This window comes from Amycolatopsis sp. cmx-4-83 (assembly GCF_046548815.1).
Classification (GTDB): Bacteria; Actinomycetota; Actinomycetes; order Mycobacteriales; family Pseudonocardiaceae; genus Amycolatopsis; species Amycolatopsis pretoriensis_A.
The window spans coordinates 57,177-78,278 of record NZ_JAEBEF010000024.1; the positions used below are offsets into that span (position 1 = coordinate 57,177).

Below are 21,102 nucleotides of genomic sequence, written 5' to 3' on the forward strand. Positions count from 1 at the left end.
ACGCGCGCGTGCGGGCCCCCAACCTCGTGGGACCAGCTTCACACCCCCGGGGACGACGCACCGTCAACCTTCAGGTTGATGCCCGGGGACAACCAACCTGTGTTCACTGACGTCAAGAAGACGGTATGAGCACCGATCGGCCGCGAAAGGCGACGAAAGCAACGATGGGAACCCTCGCGAGCACACGCCCGCGCCTGCCCGTGTGGAAGGCGAAGGCGGGCGGCATCGTCGCGACCGTGGTCCAGCTGGCCGCGGTGTTTTCGGTGATCCTCCTCTTCACGAACGGCCCGCACGGGCGCCTGCTCAACGCCATCGACATGGCGTTCTCCGGCCTCAGCGTGCCGACCAGCGCGAGCCTGGTCATGGTGCTGCTCCTCGTGGTGCTGGGCGGGGCGCTGCGCCGTCGCAAGGCGGCGGCGCTGTACACGCTGGTGCTGTTCCAGGTCGGCGGCCTGGTGCTCACCCTGGCCCTGCAGGCGACGCTGCTGTGGTCACCCGAGCTGCTGACGCTCGGCCCGAAGCAGGTCCGGCACATCCCGGCGCAGCTGTGGGTGCTGACCGTGGCCGACGTCGTCTCGATCGGCCTGATCGTGCTCCTGCTCGCGCTGCGCCCGGCGTTCCCGGCCCGGCTCGCGCCGAGTGCCTGGCGGGACGGCCTGACCGTGCTGTTCGGCGGGTTCGCGGCGGTCATCCTGATTGGCTGGGGGCTGGCAGAAGCGTTTCCCGGGCACCTCGGTGACACGTGGGAGCGCTTCGCCTGGGTCGTGAACCACGCCACCGGCGAGAACCTCCAGCTACGCCGGATCGGGGTCGGCGACGGCCCGGGCTGGCTGGACGTCCTGATCGACCTCAGCGCGACGGCGGTCGTCACGGCGGCGCTGTACATGCTCTTCCGCGGGGTCCGCAGCCGCCGCCTGCGCACCGACGACGAGGAGCTGCGCGTGCGCGAGCTCCTGGCCGAACACGGCGAGGACGACTCCCTCGGCTACTTCGCGACCCGGCGCGACAAGAGCGTCGTCTTCTCGCCGAACGGGCGCGCGGCGGTGACCTACCGCGTGCTCGGCGGCACCAGCGTCGCCAGCGCCGACCCGATCGGCGACCCCGAGGCGTGGCCGGACGCGGTCCGCGCGTGGCTCGACGAGACGCGCCGGTACGGCTGGACCCCCGGCGTGCTCGGGGCGAGCGAGAGCGGCGCGAAAGCGTATACCGACGCCGGCCTGCGGGCCCTGGAGATCGGCGACGAAGCGGTCCTCGACGTCCGCGAGTTCAGCCTCGCCGGCCCGGAGCGGCGCTCGGTCCGCCAGGCCGTGAAGCGCATCGAGCGCGCCGGCTACACCTCGCGGGTCCGCCGCCACGGCGAGATCCCGGAAGCCGAAATGGCCGACCTGCTGGCCCGCGCCCAGGCCTGGCGCGGCGCCGAGACCGAACGCGGGTTCTCGATGGCGCTGGGCCGGCTCGGCGACGCCAGCGACGGCCGCAGCGTAATGGTCGAGGCCTACGACGCCCGCGGCGACCTGCGCGGCCTGCTCTCGTTCGTCCCTTGGGGCCGCCGCGGCCTCTCGCTGGACCTCATGCGCCGCGACCGCGACGCCGAGAACGGCCTCAACGAGTACATGATCGCCGAGGTCGTCGCGGCCGCGCAGCACCTCGGCGCGCAGCGGATCTCGCTCAACTTCGCGATGTTCCGCGCGGTGTTCTCCGAGGGCGAGCGCATCGGCGCCGGCCCGGTGCTGCGGGCCTGGCGCGGCGTCCTGAGCGTCTTCTCGCGCTTCTTCCAGCTCGAGTCGCTGTACCGGTCCAACGCCAAGTACGGCCCGGACTGGGTGCCGCGGTTCCTCTGCTACTCCTCGGCCCGGCGGCTGCCGCGCGTCGGCATCGTCGCGGGCGCGCTCGAAGGGTTCGTCCCGACCGGGCGGGCGCGGTCGCTGCGCCTGGAGACGGTCGGCGCCGACTTCGTCGCCCGTGCGAAGGAGATCGAGGAGTCGGCGGCGACGCCGGCCCCGAAGCAGGTGCGGCGGCCCGAGCAGGTCCGCGTCCGCATCGCCAAGCTCGGCAAGCTGCGCGAGGCCGGGATCGACCCGTACCCGGTCGGGTTCCGCCGCGACGACCACATCGGCGACGTCGTGCGGAAGTTCGGCGACCTGGCCCCGGACACCACGACCGGGCACCGGGTCCGGATCGCCGGGCGCGTGCTGAACCTGCGCATCCTCGGCGGCCTGTGCTTCGCCCGCGTCAAGGACTTCAGCGGCGAGATCCAGCTGATGCTGAGGGCGGACGAGCTCGACCTCACGCGCTGGCGGACCGGCGTCGACCTCGGCGACCACGTCGGCGTCAGCGGCCAGGTCGTGACGTCGAAGCGCGGGGAGCTCTCGGTGCTCGTCGACGAGTGGACGGTCACCGCGAAGTGCCTGCACCCGTTGCCGGACAAGCGGAAGGGCCTCACCGACCCGGAGACGCGGGTGCGGCAGCGCTACCTCGACCTCGCCGTCAACCCGGACTCGGCGAACATGCTCCGGCTGCGCTCCACCGTGGTCCGCGCGGTGCGCGACCGGCTGCACCACGCCGACTACCTCGAAGTCGAAACGCCGATGCTGCAGACGGTGCACGGCGGTGCCAACGCGCGTCCGTTCGTCACCCACATCAACGCCTACGACATGCGGATGTACCTGCGGATCGCGCCCGAGCTGTACCTCAAGCGGCTGTGCGTGGCCGGCGTCGAGCGGGTCTTCGAGCTCAACCGCAACTTCCGCAACGAAGGCGTCGACGCGACGCACAACCCCGAGTTCACGATGCTCGAGGCGTACCAGGCCTACGCGGATTACGACACGATGCGGACGCTGACCCGCGAGCTGGTCCAGCACGCGGCCGAAGCGGCGTACGGCGCCCAGGTCGTGCGGCGCCCGGACGCCGACGGCAACGTCGTCGAGCACGACATCTCCGGTGACTGGCCGGTGATCCCGGTGCACGAAGCCGTCTCGCGGGTCTTCGGCGAGCGCATCGACTCCGGGACGTCGGTGGGTGAGCTGCGGCGGCTCTGCCTGGCCGCCGGGGTGCCGGTGGGGGAGGACCCGAGCCACGGCGACCTCGTGCTCAAGGCGTTCGAGCACCTCGTCGAGGGCGCGACCGTGCTGCCGACGTTCTACACCGACTACCCGACCGACGTCTCGCCGCTGACCCGCCAGCACCGGACGGACCCGCTGCTGGCCGAGCGCTGGGACCTCATCGCGTTCGGCTCCGAGGTCGGCACGGCCTACACGGAGCTGACCGATCCGATCGAGCAGCGGCGGCGGCTGGAAGCGCAGTCCCTGCGCGCGGCCAGCGGGGACGTCGAGGCGATGGAGCTGGACGAAGACTTCCTGCTCGCCCTGGAGCACGGCATGCCGCCGTCCGGCGGCCTCGGGCTGGGCGTCGACCGGCTGCTGATGATGCTCACCGGGGCGTCGATCCGCCAGACGGTCCTCTTCCCCTTCGTCCGTCCGCAGGCGTAGCGAGTCAGGCGACCCGGCAAGCGTCACACCGCCGGGTCGCTGCCCTTCGCTTACTGTGTGCCTCGTGCGCACGGCTCGGATCGCCTCGGCCCTCCTGATGGGGGTGGCCGTCCTCGGGTATTCGGGGTGGCTGCTGGAGTTCTTCCTCCCGACGGGCGTCTCGCCGGTCCACGACCCGGTGGAGGCGCTGCTGGCCGGCCCACCGGTGTTCCGGGTCCTGCTGGCCGTCTCGGGGGTCGCGTTCCTGCTCGCCGGCCCGCCGCTGCACCGCCTCGGCCCGGTCCAGTGGTCGGCGCGGCTCAGTTCCGTCTCGGTGAGCGTGTTCGGCCTGGTCGTGCTGGTCCAGGCCGCGTACCCGGAGCGGAGCGACCTGATCTCGTCGCTGCTCAGCGTCGTGCTGGTGGCCGGCGTGATCAGCTTGATCCTGTGGTGGCCGCCGGGCTGGCGCGCGCTCGCGGTCGCCGGGCTGGTCGTGGTGATGGCGACCTGGCTCGGGGTGGTGCTCTCGCGGCAGTTCGACGCCTACGAAGGGGTCTTCACGCGGGTGCAGCTGGTCGTGCGGGCCGCGCTGTACGGCATCGGCGGCGCGTACGCCTTCGTCAAGCCCGCACCCCGGCACGCGCACCGATAGCGCCGTTCCGGTCCGGAACGCCGGTGCGGGGTGGCACGATCCGGAGCAGGTGTCCCTTTGCGGAAGGATCGAAATGGCGGGAAACGTGCGCCCGGTGGCCGACGAGCGTGACGGGCTGCTGAGCTTCCTGGAGCAGCAGCGGTACGTGCTCAGGTTGGCCGCACACGGGCTGACCGACGATCAGGCGCGGCTCGCGGCGACGAAGAGCTCGCTGTCGGTGGGCGGGCTGATCAAGCACGTCGCGACCACCGAGGACAGCTGGCTGGACACGATCCTCCAGGTGCCCCAGAAGCCGTTCGCGGAGAGCATCGCCGACTACCAGTCGGCGCACACCCTGCTCCCGGACGAGACGCTGGCGGGCGTGCTGGCCCGCTACGACGAGGTTGCGGCGCGGACGGCCGAGGTCATCGGCGGGATCGAGGACCTGGGCCAGGCGGTCCCGGTGCCGAAGGGCGTGCCGTGGTTCCCGAAGGACGTCGACGCCTGGTCGGTCCGCTGGGTCCTGCTGCACCTGATCCAGGAGACGGCCCGCCACGCCGGCCACGCGGACATCATCCGCGAGCACGTCGACGGCGGCACGGCGATGCCGCTGATGGCGGCGGCCGAGGGCTGGCCGGAGTCCCCGTTCATCAAGCCCTGGACGCCCCAGCCCGCCTGACGAACTTCGTGAAGGCCACCGGTAGTCGTGAAGGTGGCCTTCACGGCTTTCAGAACAGCGTGGGCTCGTCCGCCAGCGCGCCTTCGATGACCAGCATCCGGCGTTTCGTTCCGACCCCGCCGCGCGCCGAGAAGCCGCCGTCCTTGCCGCCCGCGGCCAGCACCCGGTGGCACGGCACGATGATCGGGAACGGGTTGTTCCCCATCGCCTGCCCGACGGCCTGCGCCGACCCGGGCTGCCCGAGCCGGTGCGCGATGTCGCCGTAGGTCAGCGTCCTGCCCGGCGGGATCGTCCGCGCGACCTCGTACGCCCGGCGGTGGAACTCCGGCACCGAAGCCAGGTCCAGCGCCACCGAGGCCAGGTCCGGCCGCGCGCCGCCCAGCAGCGCCACGATCCCGTCCACCGCCGCCCGGACCGCGGCGGGCGGCGGCTCCTCGACGGCGTCCGGGAACCGCCGGAGCAGCCACGCGCGGGTCCGCGCGCCACTGCCTTCGGGCAGGGATGTGCCGACCACGACGTCGTCGCGCCACGCGAGCCCGCAGACCCCGATCGCCGTGTCGAACACCGTGAAGCCGGTCGTCATGCGATCAGCCTACGACCGAAGAGGGGTACCGCCGCCGCGATCGACCGCTAAGTTCGGTTCGGGCGATTCCGAGGAGGACGTGTGCGGCGACTGATCCTGGTGACGGCAGTGCTGCTCGGCCTGATCGCCACTCCGGCGGCCGCGGACCCGCTGGTCATGCCGCACGTCGTCGTCACGCACCACACGTGGTGGGCGGAGCAGGTGATCAAGCACGCCGGCGGCACGGTCGTCGCGAGCTACCCGCAGATCGGCGTCGTCGTCGCGTACACCGCGAAGGACGACTTCGCCGCGAAGGTCCGTGCGACACCGGGCATCGACGCCGTCGGCGCGACGCGCACCGCGAAGGTCCCGAAGGAGTTCTTCGCGCCTCGCAAGGACGTCCGCTACACCGGCCCGAACTCGCCGAACTCCGGCCAGGTCCCGCCCGAGGGCACCGCATGGGACGTCCCGGCGCTGCACCTGCCCGAAGCGCACGCGGTCACCGAAGGCAGCAGGCGCACGGTCGTCGGCGTGCTCGACGTCGGCGTCGACGACACCCACCCGGACCTCGCGCCCGCCTTCGACCGCAAGGATTCCGTGTCCTGCCTGGCCGGCTGGGCCGACCGGAGCCCCGGCGCCTGGCGGCCCACGCTCGACGGCCACGGCACGCACGTCGCGGGCACGATCGCCGCCGCCCGCAACGGATCCGGCGTCGTCGGGGTCGCTCCCGGCGTCCGGATCGGCGCCGTCAAGCTGGCCGAACTCGACGACACCGAGACGGCCGAGAGCATGGTCTGCGGGTTCGTCTGGGCCGCGGAGCACGGGTTCGCCGTGACCAACAACAGCTACCGCTCGATCCCGTGGCGCTACAACTGCGACGACCAGCCGGACCAGGCCGCGGCGAAGCTCGCCGTCGGCCGCGCGGTCGCCTACGCCCAGCGCCGGAACGTCCTCGTCGTCGCCTCGGCCGGCAACGCCGGGATCGACCTCGACACCCGCTCGGCCGACCGCGAAAGCCCGGCCGACAGCACCCCGGTGGAACGAGCGATCGACCCGACGTGCACGCGGCTGCCGCACGAGCTGCCCGGCGTCGTCGGCACCGGTGCGCTCGACGAGAAGCTCGTCAAAGCGAGCTTCTCGAACTACTCGGCGTCGCGGATCAGCGTCGCCGCGCCCGGCGCGCGCGTCTGGTCGACCTGGCCGAACGGCGAATACCGGTCGGCGAGCGGGACGTCGATGGCCGCGCCGCACGCGAGCGGCGTCGCCGCCCTGATCGCGAGCGAACACCCGCGGTGGAGCGCCGAGCGCGTCAAGCAGGCCCTGTACGCCACGGCGACGCCGCTGCCGTGCCCCGACGCCGTCTGCGCGCCGATCGCGGGCGGGACGACCTACTACGGCCACGGAATGGTCGATGCGGCGAGCGCGGTCGGCGCGGGATGATGGCGCCGTGCTCGATCACCTCGTCTACGCCGGCCCCGACCTCGCCGCCGCCGTCGCCCGCGTCGCCGACCTGACCGGGGTCACCCCGGCTCCCGGCGGCAGCCACACCGGCCTCGGCACCGCCAACCACCTCGCCGACCTCGGCGCGGGGATGTACCTGGAGGTGATCGGCCCGGACCCGGCGCAGCCGGAGCCGCTGGCGCCCCGCCCGTTCGGCATCGACGCCCTCACCGAGCCGGCGCTGGTCGCGTGGGCGGTCCGCACCCCCGACCTCGACGCGACGATCGCGGCGGCCCGCGCCCGCGGCTTCGACCCGGGCGACCCGCGGGAGATGTCCCGCGAGACGGCCGACGGCGAGACGCTGCACTGGCGCCTGACCCCGCCGACCGCCCCGGGCTCGCTCCGCCCGTTCCTGATCGACTGGGGCAGCACCCCGCACCCGACGACCCGCGGCCTGCCGTCCTTGCCGCTGCTGATGGTGACGGCCACCCACCCGGACCCGGCCTCGGTCCACACGGCGACGGAAGCGCTCGGCCTGGAGTTCCTGGTCCGCCGCGCGGAAAAGGCGTCCCTCACAGCGGCCCTGCGCACCCCGGACGGCCGTCAGGTCGCCCTCAGCTAGGTGTGGTGTCCGGGGAGGTTGGTCAGTCGGGTGACCGGCGGCTTGCCGCCGGTTGAGCTGTGGGGTCGGTGGTGATCGTAGAAGTGCAGCCAGCCCGGTAGTGCCGCCCGCGGCAGAGTCTCGGACGGGTAGGAGCGGGCGTAGGCCCACCCGTCGGCCAGGGTCCGGTGGAAGCGTTCGATGCTGCCGTTTTTTGAGGCAGGTAGGGCCGGGTGCGTGGATTTCGGCGTAGGCGACGCGGGAGTGGTCATCGAGCACGGTGTGCACGAACGCAGTCCCGATCTTGGGGTTGCGGGGCTTGCCGGGTGTCGCAGCCCGGTTGCGGTCACCTTGGGCGCGGCCGACGAACCGGTGCCCGCCGCCGTCGGGGATGTTGCCGAACTTGGTGACATCGACGTGCAGCAGCGAACCGGGATGGTCGTGCTCGTAGCGGCGCAGTGGTTCGCCGGTGACCCGGTCGATCCGGGAGAGCCGGTTGATCCGGCAGCGGTCAGCACCGCGTGCACCGTGGAGGCGGGCAAGCCGAGCCGGCCGCCGATCTGCACCGGGCCCAGCCGCATGCGCCACCGCAACCGCACGATGCGGTGGACCAGATGCCCGGGTGTGCGGGTCGGGCTGTGCTGCGATCAGCCATCCCAGCCGCGCTTTCGTTGCGGTGGCGCTGCGCCCATTTGCGAGCGGTTTTCGCGGCGACCATGACCATCTTCGCCGCTGCCGTGCAGGTCCAGCCCTGCTCCACGATCAGGCGCGCGAGTCGCAGTCGGGTGCGTGGGGTGAGGGTGGCGTTAGGGGGGACACGAAGGCCTCCGGCAGGTGAGGTGGTTCCTCGTCAGCTCCACTTCACATCCGGAGGCCTTCACCTGTCAGCACGACAGGCCCTCACTGGTCACCTCAACTCGGGACAACGTCCCTGGACAGCACAGCTAGGCCTTGCCCTCGCGCCACAGGTTGGTCATCGGCAGCCGCCGGTCGCGGCCGAAGGCCTTGAACGTGATCTTCGTGCCCGGCGGGTACTGGCGCCGCTTGTACTCGGCCTTGTCGACCATCCGCACCACCCGGTCGATGGTCTCCGCGTCGAACCCGGCCTCGATCAGGTCGGCGTACCCGCGGTCGCCCTCGACGTAGTCGTCGAGGATGTCGTCGAGCAGCGCGTAGTCCGGCAGCGAGTCGGTGTCGACCTGCCCCGGCCGCAGCTCGGCCGACGGCGGCTTCGAAATCGAGTTCTCCGGGATCGGCGGGGTCTCGCCGCGCTTCGCCGCTTCGGCGTTGCGCCAGCGGGCCAGCTGCCACACGTGCGTCTTGAAGACGTCCTTGATCGGGGCGAACGCGCCGACCGCGTCCCCGTAGATCGTGGAGTACCCGACGGCCAGCTCGGTCTTGTTGCCGGTGGCCAGCACCAGGTGACCGTCCAAGTTGGACAGTGCCATCAGGAGCATGCCGCGCGTGCGCGCCTGGATGTTCTCCTCGGCCAGGCCGGTCAGCGAAAGCTGGTCGACGTACACGCGGACCATGTCCTCGACCGGCTCGACGCGGTAGTGCGCCCCGATCCGCTGCGCCAGGTCGGCCGCGTCGTCCTTCGAGTGGCCCGAGGAGTACTTCGACGGCATCGAGACGCCGTAGACGTTGTCGCCGCCCAGCGCGTCCGCCGCCAGCGAGGCGCAGACCGCGGAGTCGATGCCGCCGGAGAAGCCGAACGTCACCGACGAGAAGCCGTTCTTGTGCACGTAGTCGCGCAGCCCGACGACCAGCGCGTGCCACACCTCGGCCTCGTCCGAAAGCGGCTCGCTGATGACCGGCCGGGCGGTCGGCTCGTACGACGGCAGCGGTTCCGCGCTCAGCACGCGGCGCCGGACGTGCAGGCCTTCGAGCTCACCGTCGCCGGCGTGCCCGCCCGCGGTGAGGTCCATGTCCAGCACGAGCAGGTGCTCGACGAACTGCGGCGCGCGCGCCACGACCGCGCCGTCCGCCGCGACGACGAGCGAGTCGCCGTCGAACACGAGGTCGTCCTGGCCGCCGACCTGGTTGGTGTAGACCAGCGGCGCCCCCGCTTCGGCGGCGCGGCGCGCGATCAGCGGCAGCCGCTGCTCGTCCTTCGAGCGCTCGTACGGCGACGCGTTCGGCGCCACGACGAGGTCGACGCCGGCGCGGCCCAGGGCCGAGATCGGGCCGCCGTCCTGCCAGATGTCCTCGCAGACGACCATGCCGATGTCGAGCCCGTGGAACCGGACGACGTCGAGCGTGGTGCCCGGCTTGAACCAGCGGTGCTCGTCGAACACGCCGTAGTTGGGCAGGTGGTGCTTGAACTGCCGCGCGACGACCTCGCCGCGGTAGAGCGCGGCCGCCGCGTCGCGCGGGCCGACCTCGTCGACGTCGAGGTACCCGATGTAGGTCAGCACTTCGCCGCACCCGGCCTCGTCGAGCCGCCGCGCCAGCGACTCGACACCTTGGCGGGAGGCTTCGGCGAAGGTCCGGCGCAGCGAAAGGTCCTCGACCGGGTAGCCGGTCAGGGACATCTCGGGGAAGACGACGACGTGCGCGCCGGCTTCGGCGGCCCGGCGGGTCCAGTCGACGTGGAGGTCGGCGTTGCCGTCGAGGTCACCGACGGTGGGGTTGACCTGGGCGAGCGCGATGCGCAGTTGCGGCATGCCGCCATTCTGTCCCACCGCCACCCGCGAGGCCGAGCGAATGTGGGCGAAATCGAAAGACCCCCGCCCGGCAGCACCGGGCGGGGGTCCGACGAAGGAAAATCTACTTCCGCTTGATCATGCTCCGGACCTTCTTGATGGTCTGCTCGAAGTCCGAATCGAACGGGTTGTCGTGCACGAGGTACGTCCACGTCGTGTTCGCCCGCCGCACGCCGGCCTCGCCGAGGTCGATGCCCTCGTCGGTCAGCTCGGCCTCTTCGAGCGTCTTCGCCGCCCGCGAGTCGGCCTCGCCGATGATCTTGTGGAACTCCGGGATCGCCGCGCGGTGGAACTCGTCCAGCGGCGTCTCGCGCGCCAGCGCCCGCAGGTGGATGCTCTCGCGGACGTCGGTCAGGTACGCCAGGTGGTCCGACCACAGCTGGTCGACGTGGAACAGCAGCACCTCGCGGCACATCTGCTCCAGCTTCTCCTGGTCGTCGAGCTTCTCCTTCAGCTCGCCGAACTTCTCTGGGTGCGCCTTCTCCATCGCCTCCGCCGCGTACGCGGTGCGAAGCACCTTGTCGCGGTGCACCAGCAGGTCACGTCGCTGCCGCTCGATCAGCCGCGTGTAGCGCCAGGTGTTGCGGTGGATCTCGAGGTCGACGCCCTCGGCGACGCGCTGCGCGTGGTTCAGCTGCCGCAGCGCCGCGCCGTCGGTGATCTCGCCGGTCTCTTCGTCGTCGACGATGCCCTCGGGCACGTCCGGCGCGTTGGAGAGGACGAGTTCGTCGTTCAGGCTCGCGAAGAAGATCGCGCTGCCCGGGTCGCCCTGGCGGCCGGAGCGGCCGCGCAGCTGGCCGTCGAGGCGGCTCGACGGGTACCGCGCGGTGCCGATGACGTGCAGCCCGCCCAGCTCGACGACCTCTTCGCGGGTCGCGCCGTCGGTGCCGCCCAGCCGGATGTCGGTACCGCGGCCCGCCATCTGCGTGGACACGGTGACCGCGCCCTTCTTGCCGGCCTCGGCGATGATCGCGGCCTCCGAGGCGTCGTTGCGCGCGTTGAGCACGACGCATTCGAGGTCGACCTTCGCCAGCTTCTCGGCCAGCTCTTCGGACTCGGCGACGTCCTGGGTGCCGACGAGGATCGGCCGCCCGGTCTCGTGGACCGTGCGGATCTCCTCCTCGATCGCCCGCAGCTTCTGCGACGGCGACGCGAAGATGCGGTCTTCCTGGTCCTCACGGATGTTCGGCGTGTTCGGCGGGATGACCGCGACCTCGAGCTCGTAGAACTCGCGCAGCTGCTCGGCGACGGCGACCGCGGTACCGGTCATGCCGGCGACTTCGGGGTAGCGCGCGAGCAGCGCCTGGACGGTGATCGAGTCCAGGATCTCGCCGCGGTCGGTCGCGGTGACCTGCTCCTTCGCTTCGACGGCGGCCTGCAGGCCGTCCGGCCAGCGCTGCAGCTCGGCGACGCGGCCGCGGGCGGCGTTGATGAGCTGCACCTTGCCGTCGCGGACCAGGTAGTCGACGTCGCGGGTGAGCAGCGCGTGCGCGTGCAGCGCGACGTTCACCGCGGGCAGCCGGTCCGACGCCGTCTCGCCGTAGAGGTCGTCGACCTCCAGGCCGAGCGACTTCGCGACGACGGACGCGCCGGCGTCGGTCAGCCAGGCGTTGCGGCCCTCGCTGTCGGTTTCGTAGTGCAGGTTGAGCCGCAGCCGCCGGACGACCTTCGCGACCTCTTCGTCGGCGTCGGTGTGGTCGATCGAGCCGGCCATCACCAGCGGGACGCGGGCCTCGTCGACCAGCACCGAGTCCGCCTCGTCGACGATCGCGACCTCGGGGTCGGGCTGGACGAGGTCGTCCACGTTCGTGACCAGCCGGTCGCGCAGGACGTCGAAGCCGATCTCGGCGACGGCGCCGTACGTGACGTCCTTGGCGTAGGCGACCTTGCGCTCCTCGCGCGAGTGCGCGGGCTCGACCCAGCCGACCGACACGCCGAGCAGGGCGTATACCGGGCCCATCCACTCGGCGTCGCGGCGGGCCAGGTAGTCGTTGACCGTGACGACGTGCGCGCGCTTCCCGCGGATCGCGTAGCCGGCGGCGGCCAGCGCACCGGCGAGCGTCTTGCCCTCACCGGTCTCCATCTGCACGACGTGCTTGCTGAGCAGGCCCATCGTGCCGAGGATCTGGACGTCGAACGCCCGCTCGCCGAGCGCCCGCCGGGCGGCTTCACGCCCGAGCGCGCACACCTCGATCAGGTGGTTGTCGCCGAACGCGGTGTCCTTCAGCGTCTCGCGGAGCTTGCCCGCCCGCTCGGTCAGCTCCTCGTCGGAGAGCTTCTCGAGCTCGGGTTCGAGCTTCTCGACCGCGGGCAGCAGTGCTTCGTAGCGGGTCAGCTCGACGCTGCCCGGCCGCTGGATGATCCGGCGGAGCTTCTTGCCCACCCGGCTGATCAGTGCTGCCACCCCTGGTCTCCCGTTCTCTCTCGCTCGACCGGCCTGCCCCACCCAACGTGGCGGTGGTGCGTTCGAGTTCCGCGGCCGGATGGGACGATCCAACCGTGTTCCCTCATCCCAGCGCCAGGTCCGGTCGTATCCGACGCCGCCGGATCACCGCAATTGCGACATCCGTGCTGATCGCGGCCTCGCTGGCCGCCTGCACGTCCTCCGGGAAGCCGGCGCCGGTCGCGCCGACGACGGAGTCGCACCCACCGTCCGGACCGGTGCCGGCCGGGTTGGAGCGGTTCTACGGCCAGAGCCTGTCCTGGGCCGACTGCGCACCTTACGCGACTTCGGAGGACTCGCGATCGGCCTTCCAGGCGAAGGACGTCCAGTGCGCCCGGCTGACCGTGCCGCTGGACTACGCGAAACCGGCGGGGGACACCATCACGCTGGGCCTGCTCCGGCACAGGGCGTCGGACGCCGGCTCCCGGATCGGGTCGCTCGTGGTCAACCCGGGCGGCCCCGGTGCCTCGGGCATGGTCGCGGCCGCCGGCCTGGTCAAGCCGACCGCGAGCACCGGCCTCGGCAAGCGCTTCGACCTGGTCGGCTTCGACCCGCGCGGCATCGGCGCGAGCCAGCCGGCCATCCACTGCCTGACCGACTCCGAGCGCGACGCCGACCGCGCCGACGACAGCGAGACCGACGGCTCGCCCGCCGGCGTGGTCAAGCAGGAAACGCAAGAAAAGGACTTCGCCGCGAAGTGCGCCCAGCGCACCGACGACGGCACCGGGATGCTGGCGAACGCCGGCACCCGGGACGTCGTGAAGGACCTCGACGTCCTCCGCTCGGTCCTCGGCGACGAAAAGCTCACCTACCTGGGCTACTCCTACGGCACCCGGATCGGGTCGGCCTACGCCGAGGCGTTCCCGAAGAACGTCCGCGCGATGATCCTCGACGGCGCGGTCGACCCGGAGCAGGACGCGGTCGAGTCGCTGGTCGCGCAGGGTCAGGGTTTCGGGAAGGCGTTCACGGAGTTCGCGAAGTGGTGCACCGCCCAGCAGGACTGCGCGCTCGGCGGCGACGCGAACGGCGCGGTCAAGGCGTTCCAGGACCTCGTCCGGCCGCTGATCGACTTCCCGGTGGAGGTCGGCGACGGCCGCAAGCTCTCCTACGAGGACGCCACGACCGGCGTCATCCAGGCGCTCTACCAGCAGAGCCTCTGGGACACCCTCAACTCCGGCCTCAACGAGCTCAAGCAGCAGCGCGGCGCGACCCTGGAGAAGCTCGCGGACATCTACAACGAGCGCGACACCGACGGCAGGTACGGCACCACGCAGGACGCCTTCACCGCGATCCGCTGCGTCGACGACCCGCGCGTCACCGACCCGGCCGTCATCCTCAAGGCACAGGAGGAGTACGTGAAGGTGGCGCCGTTCCTCGACGACGGCCGCCCGGCTTCGGCGGCGCGCGACGCGTGCGCGTTCTGGCCGGTGCCGAACACCTCCGAGCCGCACGTGCCGAACGTCGAAGGCCTGGCGAAGACGCTGGTCATCTCGACCACGAACGACCCGGCCACGCCGTACCAGGCCGGCGTCAACCTCGCGAAAGGCCTGAAGGGCGCGCTGCTGACCTTCGAGGGCACCCAGCACACGGTGTTCCTCCAGGGCGTGAAGTGCGTGGACGAGGCGGGCACGGACTACCTCGTCGACGGCACGGTGCCGTCGGACGGGACCCGGTGCGCCGGGCAGTAGCGGCGCTGGCGCCGGTCCTGCTGCTGGCGGCGTGCACGAGTGCTCCGGCACTCGCGCCGCCGCCCCCGGCTCCCGCTCCCGACCTGGGGAAGTTCACCGGGCAGACGCTCACGTGGACCCCGTGCGGGGACGCGCTCGACTGCGCGCACCTCACCGTGCCGCTGGACTACGCGAAGCCGTCGGGGGAGACGGTGCGCGTGGGCCTGCTCCGGCACAAGGCGGCGAAGCAGCGCATCGGCTCGCTGGTCGTCAACCCCGGCGGACCCGGTGGCTCGGGGACGGCGACGGCGGCGTCGCTCGCGAAGACGCCCGCCGCCGCGCCCCTGCTCGACCGCTTCGACCTGGTCGGCTTCGACCCGCGTGGCGTTGGCACCAGCGAACCGCGCATCACCTGCCGCACCGACGCCGAGCAGGACGCGGACCGCGCATCCGACATCGAGAGCGATTCGTCGCTCGATGGGGTGAAAAAGCAGCTCGCCGAGACGACCGCGTACGGCGCGAAGTGCGTCGAAGCGACGAAGTACGGCAGAGAGTTCCTCGCCAACGCCGGCACGCGAGACGTCGTACGCGACCTCGACGTCCTTCGCGCGGTTCTCGGCGACCGGAAGCTGACCTACCTCGGCTACTCGTACGGGACGCAGATCGGCGCGGCCTACGCCGAGGCGTACCCGCGCAACGTCCGCGCACTGCTGCTCGACGGGGCCGTCGACCCCGCGCAGAGCCTGGTGGACTCGCTGGTCACGCAGGCCGCGGGCTTCCAGGACGCCTTGACCGAGTTCACCCGGTGGTGCGCGTGCCCGTTCGCCGGCAGCACCGAAGCGTTCCAGCGGCTCGTGCGTCCGCTGATCGCGAAGCCCCTCCCGGCCGGGGCCCGGAAGCTGTCGTTCGAGGACGCGATCACGGGCACGTTCGGCGGGCTCTACGCACGCGGCGACTGGCCCGCGCTGAAAGCCGCGCTCGCGCAGGTGGCCCAGGGCAACGGCCGGGCGCTGCTGGCCTTCGCCGACGGCTACTACCAGCGCGATCCCGAGGGCCGCTACAGCGGCGCGATCGACGCGTACTTCGCCGTCCGCTGCGTCGACCACCAGCGGGTGACCGACCGGGCCGCGATCGACCGCGCGCACGGGGAGATGCTGGCCGGGGCCCCGTTCCTCACCGGCGGCACGCCCGACACGAGCGAGCTCGACATCTGCTCGACCTGGCCGGTCCCGCCGACGTCGGCCGAGCACCCGCCGCGCGCGCCCGGGCTCCCGAAGCCGCTGGTCGTCTCGACCACGCACGACCCGGCGACGCCGTACCGGCAGGGCGTGGACCTCGCGAAGGACCTCGACGGCGTCCTGCTCACCTACGAAGGCGTCCAGCACACGGTGTTCCTGCAGGGCAACGCGTGCGTCGACCGCGCGGGCGTCGCCTACCTCGTGGACGGCACGCCGCCGCCCGCCGGGACCCGCTGCTAGCCGAGGTCCGCCGGCTCGTTCTGCCTGGTCAGCGACAGTTCGATCATCACGGGGCTGAGGTGGTCGCCGGCCGGCGGGATCTGCGCCCACAGGCGGGTGAACCGCCGCGGCTCGTCGGCCGAGACCCACACCTTGACGATGACGTCTTCGCTGACCTGCGGCAACACGCCGTGCGCGACCGCCGCGGGCACCTTGCCGCCGACGCGCAGGGCGGCGGCGCCGTCGACGTTCTCCTGGCCCTCGGTCTTCGCGTCGGTCACGCCGTCGAGGAGCCGCTTCAGCCCGGCGGACGGGCCGAGGAACGCCCCGACGGTGTACATCTCCGGCAGGCGCCCGACGTCGGGATCCGTCGTGACCTCGTCTTTTCGCACGGTGAAGCGGAACTTCGTGTGCCCGTCACCGTCCTGGACGTCGGCGGTGCCGGTCGCCGTGCCACCGCCGTCGAGGGTCGCGTCGCCCTCGATCTGCCGGAGCGGGAAGCCCGGGAGCACGCCGTTGACGCCGGCCGCGAAGTGCACGCTGCGGACCTCGGCGAACGACGTCGCGGCGGCGCGGACCAGGTCGGCGCCCGCGGGGAAGGGCCCGCGCGTGTCCGGTGATCCGGTACAGCCGGCGGTCAGCAGGAGCACGAGCAGGACGGCGAAGCGGGGCATGCCGAGAGGGTAGTCGTGGCCCGATCCTTGCGGAGGATGTCCTCCCGGCCACTTTTCGGCTCACCGCGCGCGCGGTGAAACTGGCCGGGTGACTGTCGAGACCCGTCCCGCCCCGAGGCTGCACCGCGCTTGGCCGATCGCCGGCGCCGCCTTCGTCGCGCTGCTCGCCTCCGCCGGCTTCCGCGCCGCCCCCGGCGTCCTCATCGATCCGCTGCACCAGGAGTTCGGCTGGTCCACGGCCACGATCAGCTCGGCCGTCTCGGTCAACCTCGTGCTCTTCGGCCTCTTCGCGCCCTTCGCCGCCGCGTTGATGGAGCGCTTCGGCATCCGCCGCGTGTCGGCGACGGCGTTGTTCGTCATCGCTCTGGGCGCGGGCGGCACGGTCTTCATGACGGCGAGCTGGCAGCTCATCCTGTGCTGGGGCGTCCTGGTCGGCCTGGGCACCGGCTCGATGGCGATGGGGTTCGCCGCGATGGTGGCGGCCCGCTGGTTCGTCCGCAGCCGCGGCGTCGTCACCGGCGTCCTGACCGCGGCGGGCGCCACCGGCCAGCTGATCTTCCTCCCGCTCATCGCCAACCTCGCGGTGACGTCCGGCTGGCGGACGGCGTCGCTGGTCATCGCGATCGCGGCGCTCGCCGTCGTCCCGGTGGTCCTGCTGGTCATCCGCGACCACCCGGCCGACCTCGGCACCACGGCGTACGGCGCCCCCGCGGACGCGGAGGTCACCCGCCCGGCCCCGAAGACCGGCTCGGTCCGCAGGGCACTCTCGGTGCTGCGCCAGGCCGCCCGCACCCGCACGTTCTGGCTGCTCGCGGTCGGCTTCGCGATCTGCGGCGCGACGACGAACGGCCTGGTCGGCACCCACTTCGTCCCGGCGGCCCACGACCACGGCATGCCCCAGACGACCGCGGCGGGCCTGCTGGCGCTGGTCGGCGTCTTCGACGTGGTCGGCACGATCTTTTCGGGCTGGCTCACCGACCGCGTCGACCCCCGCATCCTGCTGGGCGTGTACTACGCGCTGCGGGGCCTTTCGCTGGCCTTGCTCCCGCAGCTGTTCACGGACTCGGTGCAGCCGAGCATGTGGGCGTTCATCCTGTTCTACGGTCTCGACTGGGTGGCCACGGTGCCCCCGACGGTCGCCCTCTGCGTCCGAGCCTTCGGCGACGCGGGCCCGATCGTGTTCGGCTGGGTCTTCGCCAGCCACCAGCTGGGCGCGGCGTTCGCCGCCTCGGCCGCGGGCCTGGTCCGCGACCAGCTGGGCACCTACAACGTGGCCTGGTACGCGGCAGCGGTCCTGGCAGTCCTCGCGTCGGCGGCATCGCTGGCGATCACGCGGGCGAAGAAGCCTGTGCCGGTGCTTGCCACCTGACTTCGTCACCCTCGGCGCGTCGTGAAACATCCCGTTAACACGCTGTCGTTAGGGTGCGGCCATGGATCGCCAGCAGGAATTCGTGCTTCGCACGCTCGAGGAGCGCGACATCCGTTTCGTCCGTCTCTGGTTCACCGATGTGCTGGGGTTCCTCAAGTCCGTCGCGGTCGCGCCCGCCGAGCTCGAGGGCGCCTTCACCGAGGGGATCGGCTTCGACGGCTCCGCCATCGAGGGCTTCGCGCGCGTCTACGAATCGGACATGGTCGCCAAGCCCGACCCCGCCACCTTCCAGGTCCTGCCGTGGGAGACCCCCGACGGCGGCCCGTACTCGGCGCGCATGTTCTGCGACATCGCGATGCCGGACGGCTCGCCGTCGTGGGCCGACCCGCGGCACGTCCTCCGGCGTCAGCTCTCGAAGGCCGCCGAAGCGGGCTTCACCTGCTACGTGCACCCCGAGATCGAGTTCTTCCTCCTCGCGAACCTGCCCGACGACGGCAGCGAGCCCGAGCCCGCCGACAACGGCGGCTACTTCGACCAGGCCAGCCACGCCACGGCGACGCACTTCCGCCGGCACGCCATCGAGACCCTCGAGGCGATGGGCATCTCGGTCGAGTTCAGCCATCACGAAGGGGCACCGGGTCAGCAGGAGATCGACCTCCGTTACGCCGATGCGCTGACGATGGCCGACAACGTGATGACGTTCCGTTACGTCGTCAAGGAGGTCGCGCTGACCCAGGGCGTGCGCGCGACTTTCATGCCGAAGCCGTTCACGGACCAGCCCGGTTCGGGCATGCACACCCACATCAGCCTGTTCGAAGGCGATCGCAACGCCTTCTACGACGCCGAGGACCCGCACGAGCTGTCGGATACCGGCAAGGCGTTCGTCGCCGGCCTGCTCCACCACGCCAAGGAGATCTCCGCGGTCACCAACCAGTGGGTGAACTCCTACAAACGCCTGATCAGCGGCAGTGAAGCGCCGACGACGGTCTCCTGGGGCCGCGCGAACCGCTCCGCGCTCGTCCGCGTCCCGATGTATTCACCCGGAAAGGCGTCATCCCGACGGGTGGAGATCCGTACGCTGGACTCGGCGTGCAACCCGTACCTGGCGTACTCGGTCATCCTGGCCGCCGGGCTGAAGGGGATCGAGAAGGGCTACGAGCTGCCGCCACCTGCCGAGGACAACATCTGGCAGCTGAGCGACTCCGAGCGGCGCGCCGCCGGGTACTCGCAGCTGCCGCAGAACCTGGGGGAGGCGCTGGCGGAGATGGAGAAGTCCGAACTCCTGCCGGAAGCGCTCGGCGAGCACGTGTACGACTTCTTCCTGCGGAACAAGCGCGTGGAGTGGGACAACTACCGCAGCGCGGTCACCCCGTACGAACTCCGAACGCTCCTCCCGGTGCTCTGATGGGGCGGCGGCCGGTGTTCCTCGCGATCCTGGCCGCCGCACTCGTGCTCGTCACGGGCGCACCCGCGACCGCGGCCCCGGCCCCGGCGCGCTTCGACCTCGACTCGGCCGACATCCCGGCCCTGCAGGCGCGGATGGCGTCCGGCCGGCTCACCGCGGTGGGCCTGACCAGCACCTACCTCGACCGCATCCGCCGGATCGACGGCAAGGTCAACGCCGTCCTGGCGCTCAACCCGGCCGCACTGAGCCAGGCCGCCGCGAGCGACGCCCGGCGTCGCGCGCACCACCTGCGCGGCCCCCTCGACGGCATCCCGGTGCTGGTCAAGGACAACGTCGACACCCGCGACCAAGACACCACCGCCGGCTCGCGGGCCCTGCGCAGCCACCCGGCGAAGGACGCCACGCTGATCACCCGGTTGCGGGACGCCGGCGCGGTGCTCCTCGGCAAGGCGAACCTGTCCGAATGGGCGAACTTCCGCGCCGCGAAGCCGACGTCCGGCTGGTCGGGCGTCGGTGGTCAGACGAACAACCCGTACGTGCTGGACCGCAACCCGTGCGGGTCGTCCGCCGGGTCCGCGGCCGGCGTCGCCGCGTCACTGGCCCAGGTCGCGATCGGCTCGGAGACCGACGGCTCGATCGTGTGCCCCGCCGGGATGACCTCGACGGTCGGCCACAAACCCAGCCTCGGCCTGGTCAGCCGCACCGGCGTGGTGCCGATCTCCGCCGAGCAGGACACCGCCGGGCCGATCGCCCGCAACGTCGTCGACGTCGCGCTGACGCTGTCGGTCCTGCAGGGCCGCGACCCCGCGGATCCCGCGACGGCGCAGTACCCGAAGTCGCAGCCGACGGACTACGCGAAGCTGCTTCGCCCGGGTGTCCTGCGCGGCGCGCGGATCGGCCTGTGGCGGCTGCCGGTGCTCGGCTCCGAGACGGACGCGATCCTGACGTCCGCGCGGAATTCCCTGGTCAAGGCCGGTGCCACGGTCATCGAAGTGACCCCGCCGTACCAGGCGCGGCTCGGCGAACTGGAGTTCCCGGCGCTGCTCACGGAGTTCCACCGCGACATCGACAAGTACCTGACGACCCGCCCGCGCGGGCCGCGGAACCTCGCCGAGCTGATCGCCTACAACCGCGCGGACCCGCTGGAGCAGACCTGCTTCGCCGGGCAGGAGCTGTTCGAGGAGGCGCTGGCCGCGCCGCCGCCGACCGACCCGGGTTACCTGGCCGGCCGCGCCGAGCTCTCGGACCTCGCGCGCCGCTCCCTCGACGAGACGCTGGCGAAGTACCGCCTGGACGCGATCGCGTCGCCGACGAACCCGCCGGCGTGGGAGACCGACTGCGCGGTGGGCGACAACGACGTGATCCCGTCCTCGACCCCGGCCGCGGTGGCGGGCTACCCGGACGTGACCGTGCCCGCGGGGTTTGCCGGCGCTCTCCCGGTGGGTATCTCGTTCATGGGTGCCCGGTGGTCGGACGCCCGGATGCTCGCGCTCGCGGCCGACTTCGAACGGGTCGTGCCGGCGCGGGTTCCGCCGCGGTACCTGCCGATGGCGGCGCCGTAGCTGTCCGTACACGCTCTGACCTGCGGCAATGGCGTTAAGTGACCCCCCTGTTTTGGCCTGGTTCCGGGGCATGTAATCTTCTCTTCGTCGCCAGGAACACCGGGTCACACCGGGGCCGCTAGCCCCGGAGACCAGGCCGGGACGAGCGGGTTGACACCGCGGATCGGACCGGGTAACGTTCAGCGTCGGCCCACGAGCGGCCGCCGAATCCCTCGACTAACATCGTGGGCTGAGGCATGCTCGACCAAAAGCTTGTGAATATCGCTTGGAACAACTGCCGAGGATATAGCCGCTGATAAGGCGGTGAGTCCAGAGTGTGTTGCTTGAGAACTCAACAGTGTGCTAGTGAACTAAGCCAGTAGAGCTTATGTATTGAACCTCGTATGAGGTTCCTTTGAGAGCATTAAATTGCCTCGATTAAACTGTTCATTGTTGGAGAG

The 21,102-nt window shown here is 71.5% G+C and carries 14 protein-coding genes and 1 pseudogene; 10 read left to right on the top strand and 5 right to left on the bottom strand.

The features are described 5' to 3' along the window. Positions 1–164: 164 nt before the first annotated feature. The 3 genes from lysX (at position 165) to ACLJQM_RS47375 (ending at position 4,777) form a co-directional block, all read left to right on the top strand. A complete protein-coding gene (gene lysX / locus ACLJQM_RS47365; protein ID WP_410636571.1) occupies positions 165–3,488 on the top strand; it encodes a bifunctional lysylphosphatidylglycerol synthetase/lysine--tRNA ligase LysX in 3,324 nt (1,107 codons plus the stop codon). A 64-nt stretch (positions 3,489–3,552) separates the two neighbouring features. Then, positions 3,553–4,119 carry a hypothetical protein gene (locus ACLJQM_RS47370; protein ID WP_247014400.1) on the top strand — a complete coding sequence of 189 codons (567 nt, stop codon included), beginning with the start codon at positions 3,553–3,555 and terminating at the stop codon, positions 4,117–4,119. Positions 4,120–4,192: 73 nt separating this feature from the next. Beyond that, positions 4,193–4,777 carry a DinB family protein gene (locus ACLJQM_RS47375; RefSeq protein ID WP_410636572.1) on the top strand — a complete coding sequence of 195 codons (585 nt, stop codon included), beginning with the start codon at positions 4,193–4,195 and terminating at the stop codon, positions 4,775–4,777. A 49-nt stretch (positions 4,778–4,826) separates the two neighbouring features. On the opposite strand, the gene ACLJQM_RS47380 is transcribed toward ACLJQM_RS47375, so the two are convergent. Then, positions 4,827–5,360, bottom strand: a complete 534-nt coding sequence (locus ACLJQM_RS47380; protein ID WP_247014398.1) for a methylated-DNA--[protein]-cysteine S-methyltransferase — start codon at positions 5,358–5,360, stop codon at positions 4,827–4,829. 81 nt (positions 5,361–5,441) lie between these two features. Here ACLJQM_RS47380 and ACLJQM_RS47385 point away from each other — a divergent pair, with 81 nt between their 5' ends. Both ACLJQM_RS47385 and ACLJQM_RS47390 read left to right on the top strand, forming a co-directional pair. Continuing rightward, positions 5,442–6,779, top strand: a complete 1,338-nt coding sequence (locus tag ACLJQM_RS47385) for a S8 family peptidase (protein WP_410636573.1) — start codon at positions 5,442–5,444, stop codon at positions 6,777–6,779. 7 nt (positions 6,780–6,786) lie between these two features. Next, positions 6,787–7,401 (top strand): VOC family protein, encoded by a 615-nt coding sequence (locus tag ACLJQM_RS47390; RefSeq protein WP_410636574.1) that lies wholly within the window; start codon positions 6,787–6,789, stop codon positions 7,399–7,401. On the opposite strand, the pseudogene ACLJQM_RS47395 reads toward ACLJQM_RS47390, so the two are convergent. From ACLJQM_RS47395 to secA2, 3 genes and pseudogenes are all read right to left on the bottom strand, one after another. Then, positions 7,398–8,161: pseudogene (locus ACLJQM_RS47395) on the bottom strand (integrase core domain-containing protein). The gene ACLJQM_RS47390 and the pseudogene ACLJQM_RS47395 sit on opposite strands and share 4 nt — an antisense overlap. A 163-nt stretch (positions 8,162–8,324) precedes the next feature. Next, positions 8,325–10,046 carry an NAD+ synthase gene (locus ACLJQM_RS47400; RefSeq protein ID WP_360772063.1) on the bottom strand — a complete coding sequence of 574 codons (1,722 nt, stop codon included), beginning with the start codon at positions 10,044–10,046 and terminating at the stop codon, positions 8,325–8,327. A 103-nt stretch (positions 10,047–10,149) separates the two neighbouring features. Continuing rightward, complete coding sequence (gene secA2, locus ACLJQM_RS47405) at positions 10,150–12,489, bottom strand: accessory Sec system translocase SecA2 (RefSeq protein WP_410636575.1); 2,340 nt, start codon at positions 12,487–12,489, stop codon at positions 10,150–10,152. Between the two features lie 164 nt (positions 12,490–12,653). Here secA2 and ACLJQM_RS47410 point away from each other — a divergent pair, with 164 nt between their 5' ends. Both ACLJQM_RS47410 and ACLJQM_RS47415 read left to right on the top strand, forming a co-directional pair. Beyond that, entirely contained in the window at positions 12,654–14,216 is a 1,563-nt protein-coding gene (locus ACLJQM_RS47410; protein WP_410636576.1) for an alpha/beta hydrolase, read from the top strand. Continuing rightward, a complete protein-coding gene (locus ACLJQM_RS47415) occupies positions 14,201–15,673 on the top strand; it encodes an alpha/beta hydrolase (RefSeq protein ID WP_410636577.1) in 1,473 nt (490 codons plus the stop codon). The genes ACLJQM_RS47410 and ACLJQM_RS47415 overlap by 16 nt, the downstream gene beginning before the upstream one ends. Here the strand turns inward: ACLJQM_RS47415 and ACLJQM_RS47420 are convergent. Then, positions 15,670–16,326, bottom strand: coding sequence for an LppX_LprAFG lipoprotein (locus tag ACLJQM_RS47420; protein WP_410636578.1), 657 nt, complete (start codon positions 16,324–16,326; stop codon positions 15,670–15,672). The genes ACLJQM_RS47415 and ACLJQM_RS47420 overlap by 4 nt on opposite strands. 88 nt (positions 16,327–16,414) lie before the next feature. Between ACLJQM_RS47420 and ACLJQM_RS47425 the strand changes: the two genes are divergently transcribed. From ACLJQM_RS47425 to ACLJQM_RS47435, 3 genes are all read left to right on the top strand, one after another. Further along, complete coding sequence (locus ACLJQM_RS47425) at positions 16,415–17,695, top strand: MFS transporter (protein ID WP_360772051.1); 1,281 nt, start codon at positions 16,415–16,417, stop codon at positions 17,693–17,695. Positions 17,696–17,756: 61 nt separating this feature from the next. After that, positions 17,757–19,100: a type I glutamate--ammonia ligase gene (gene glnA / locus ACLJQM_RS47430; RefSeq protein WP_290057863.1), complete on the top strand. Its 1,344-nt coding sequence runs from the start codon at positions 17,757–17,759 to the stop codon at positions 19,098–19,100. After that, positions 19,100–20,662 (top strand): amidase, encoded by a 1,563-nt coding sequence (locus ACLJQM_RS47435; protein WP_410636579.1) that lies wholly within the window; start codon positions 19,100–19,102, stop codon positions 20,660–20,662. The genes glnA and ACLJQM_RS47435 overlap by 1 nt, the downstream gene beginning before the upstream one ends. Positions 20,663–21,102: the final 440 nt, after the last annotated feature.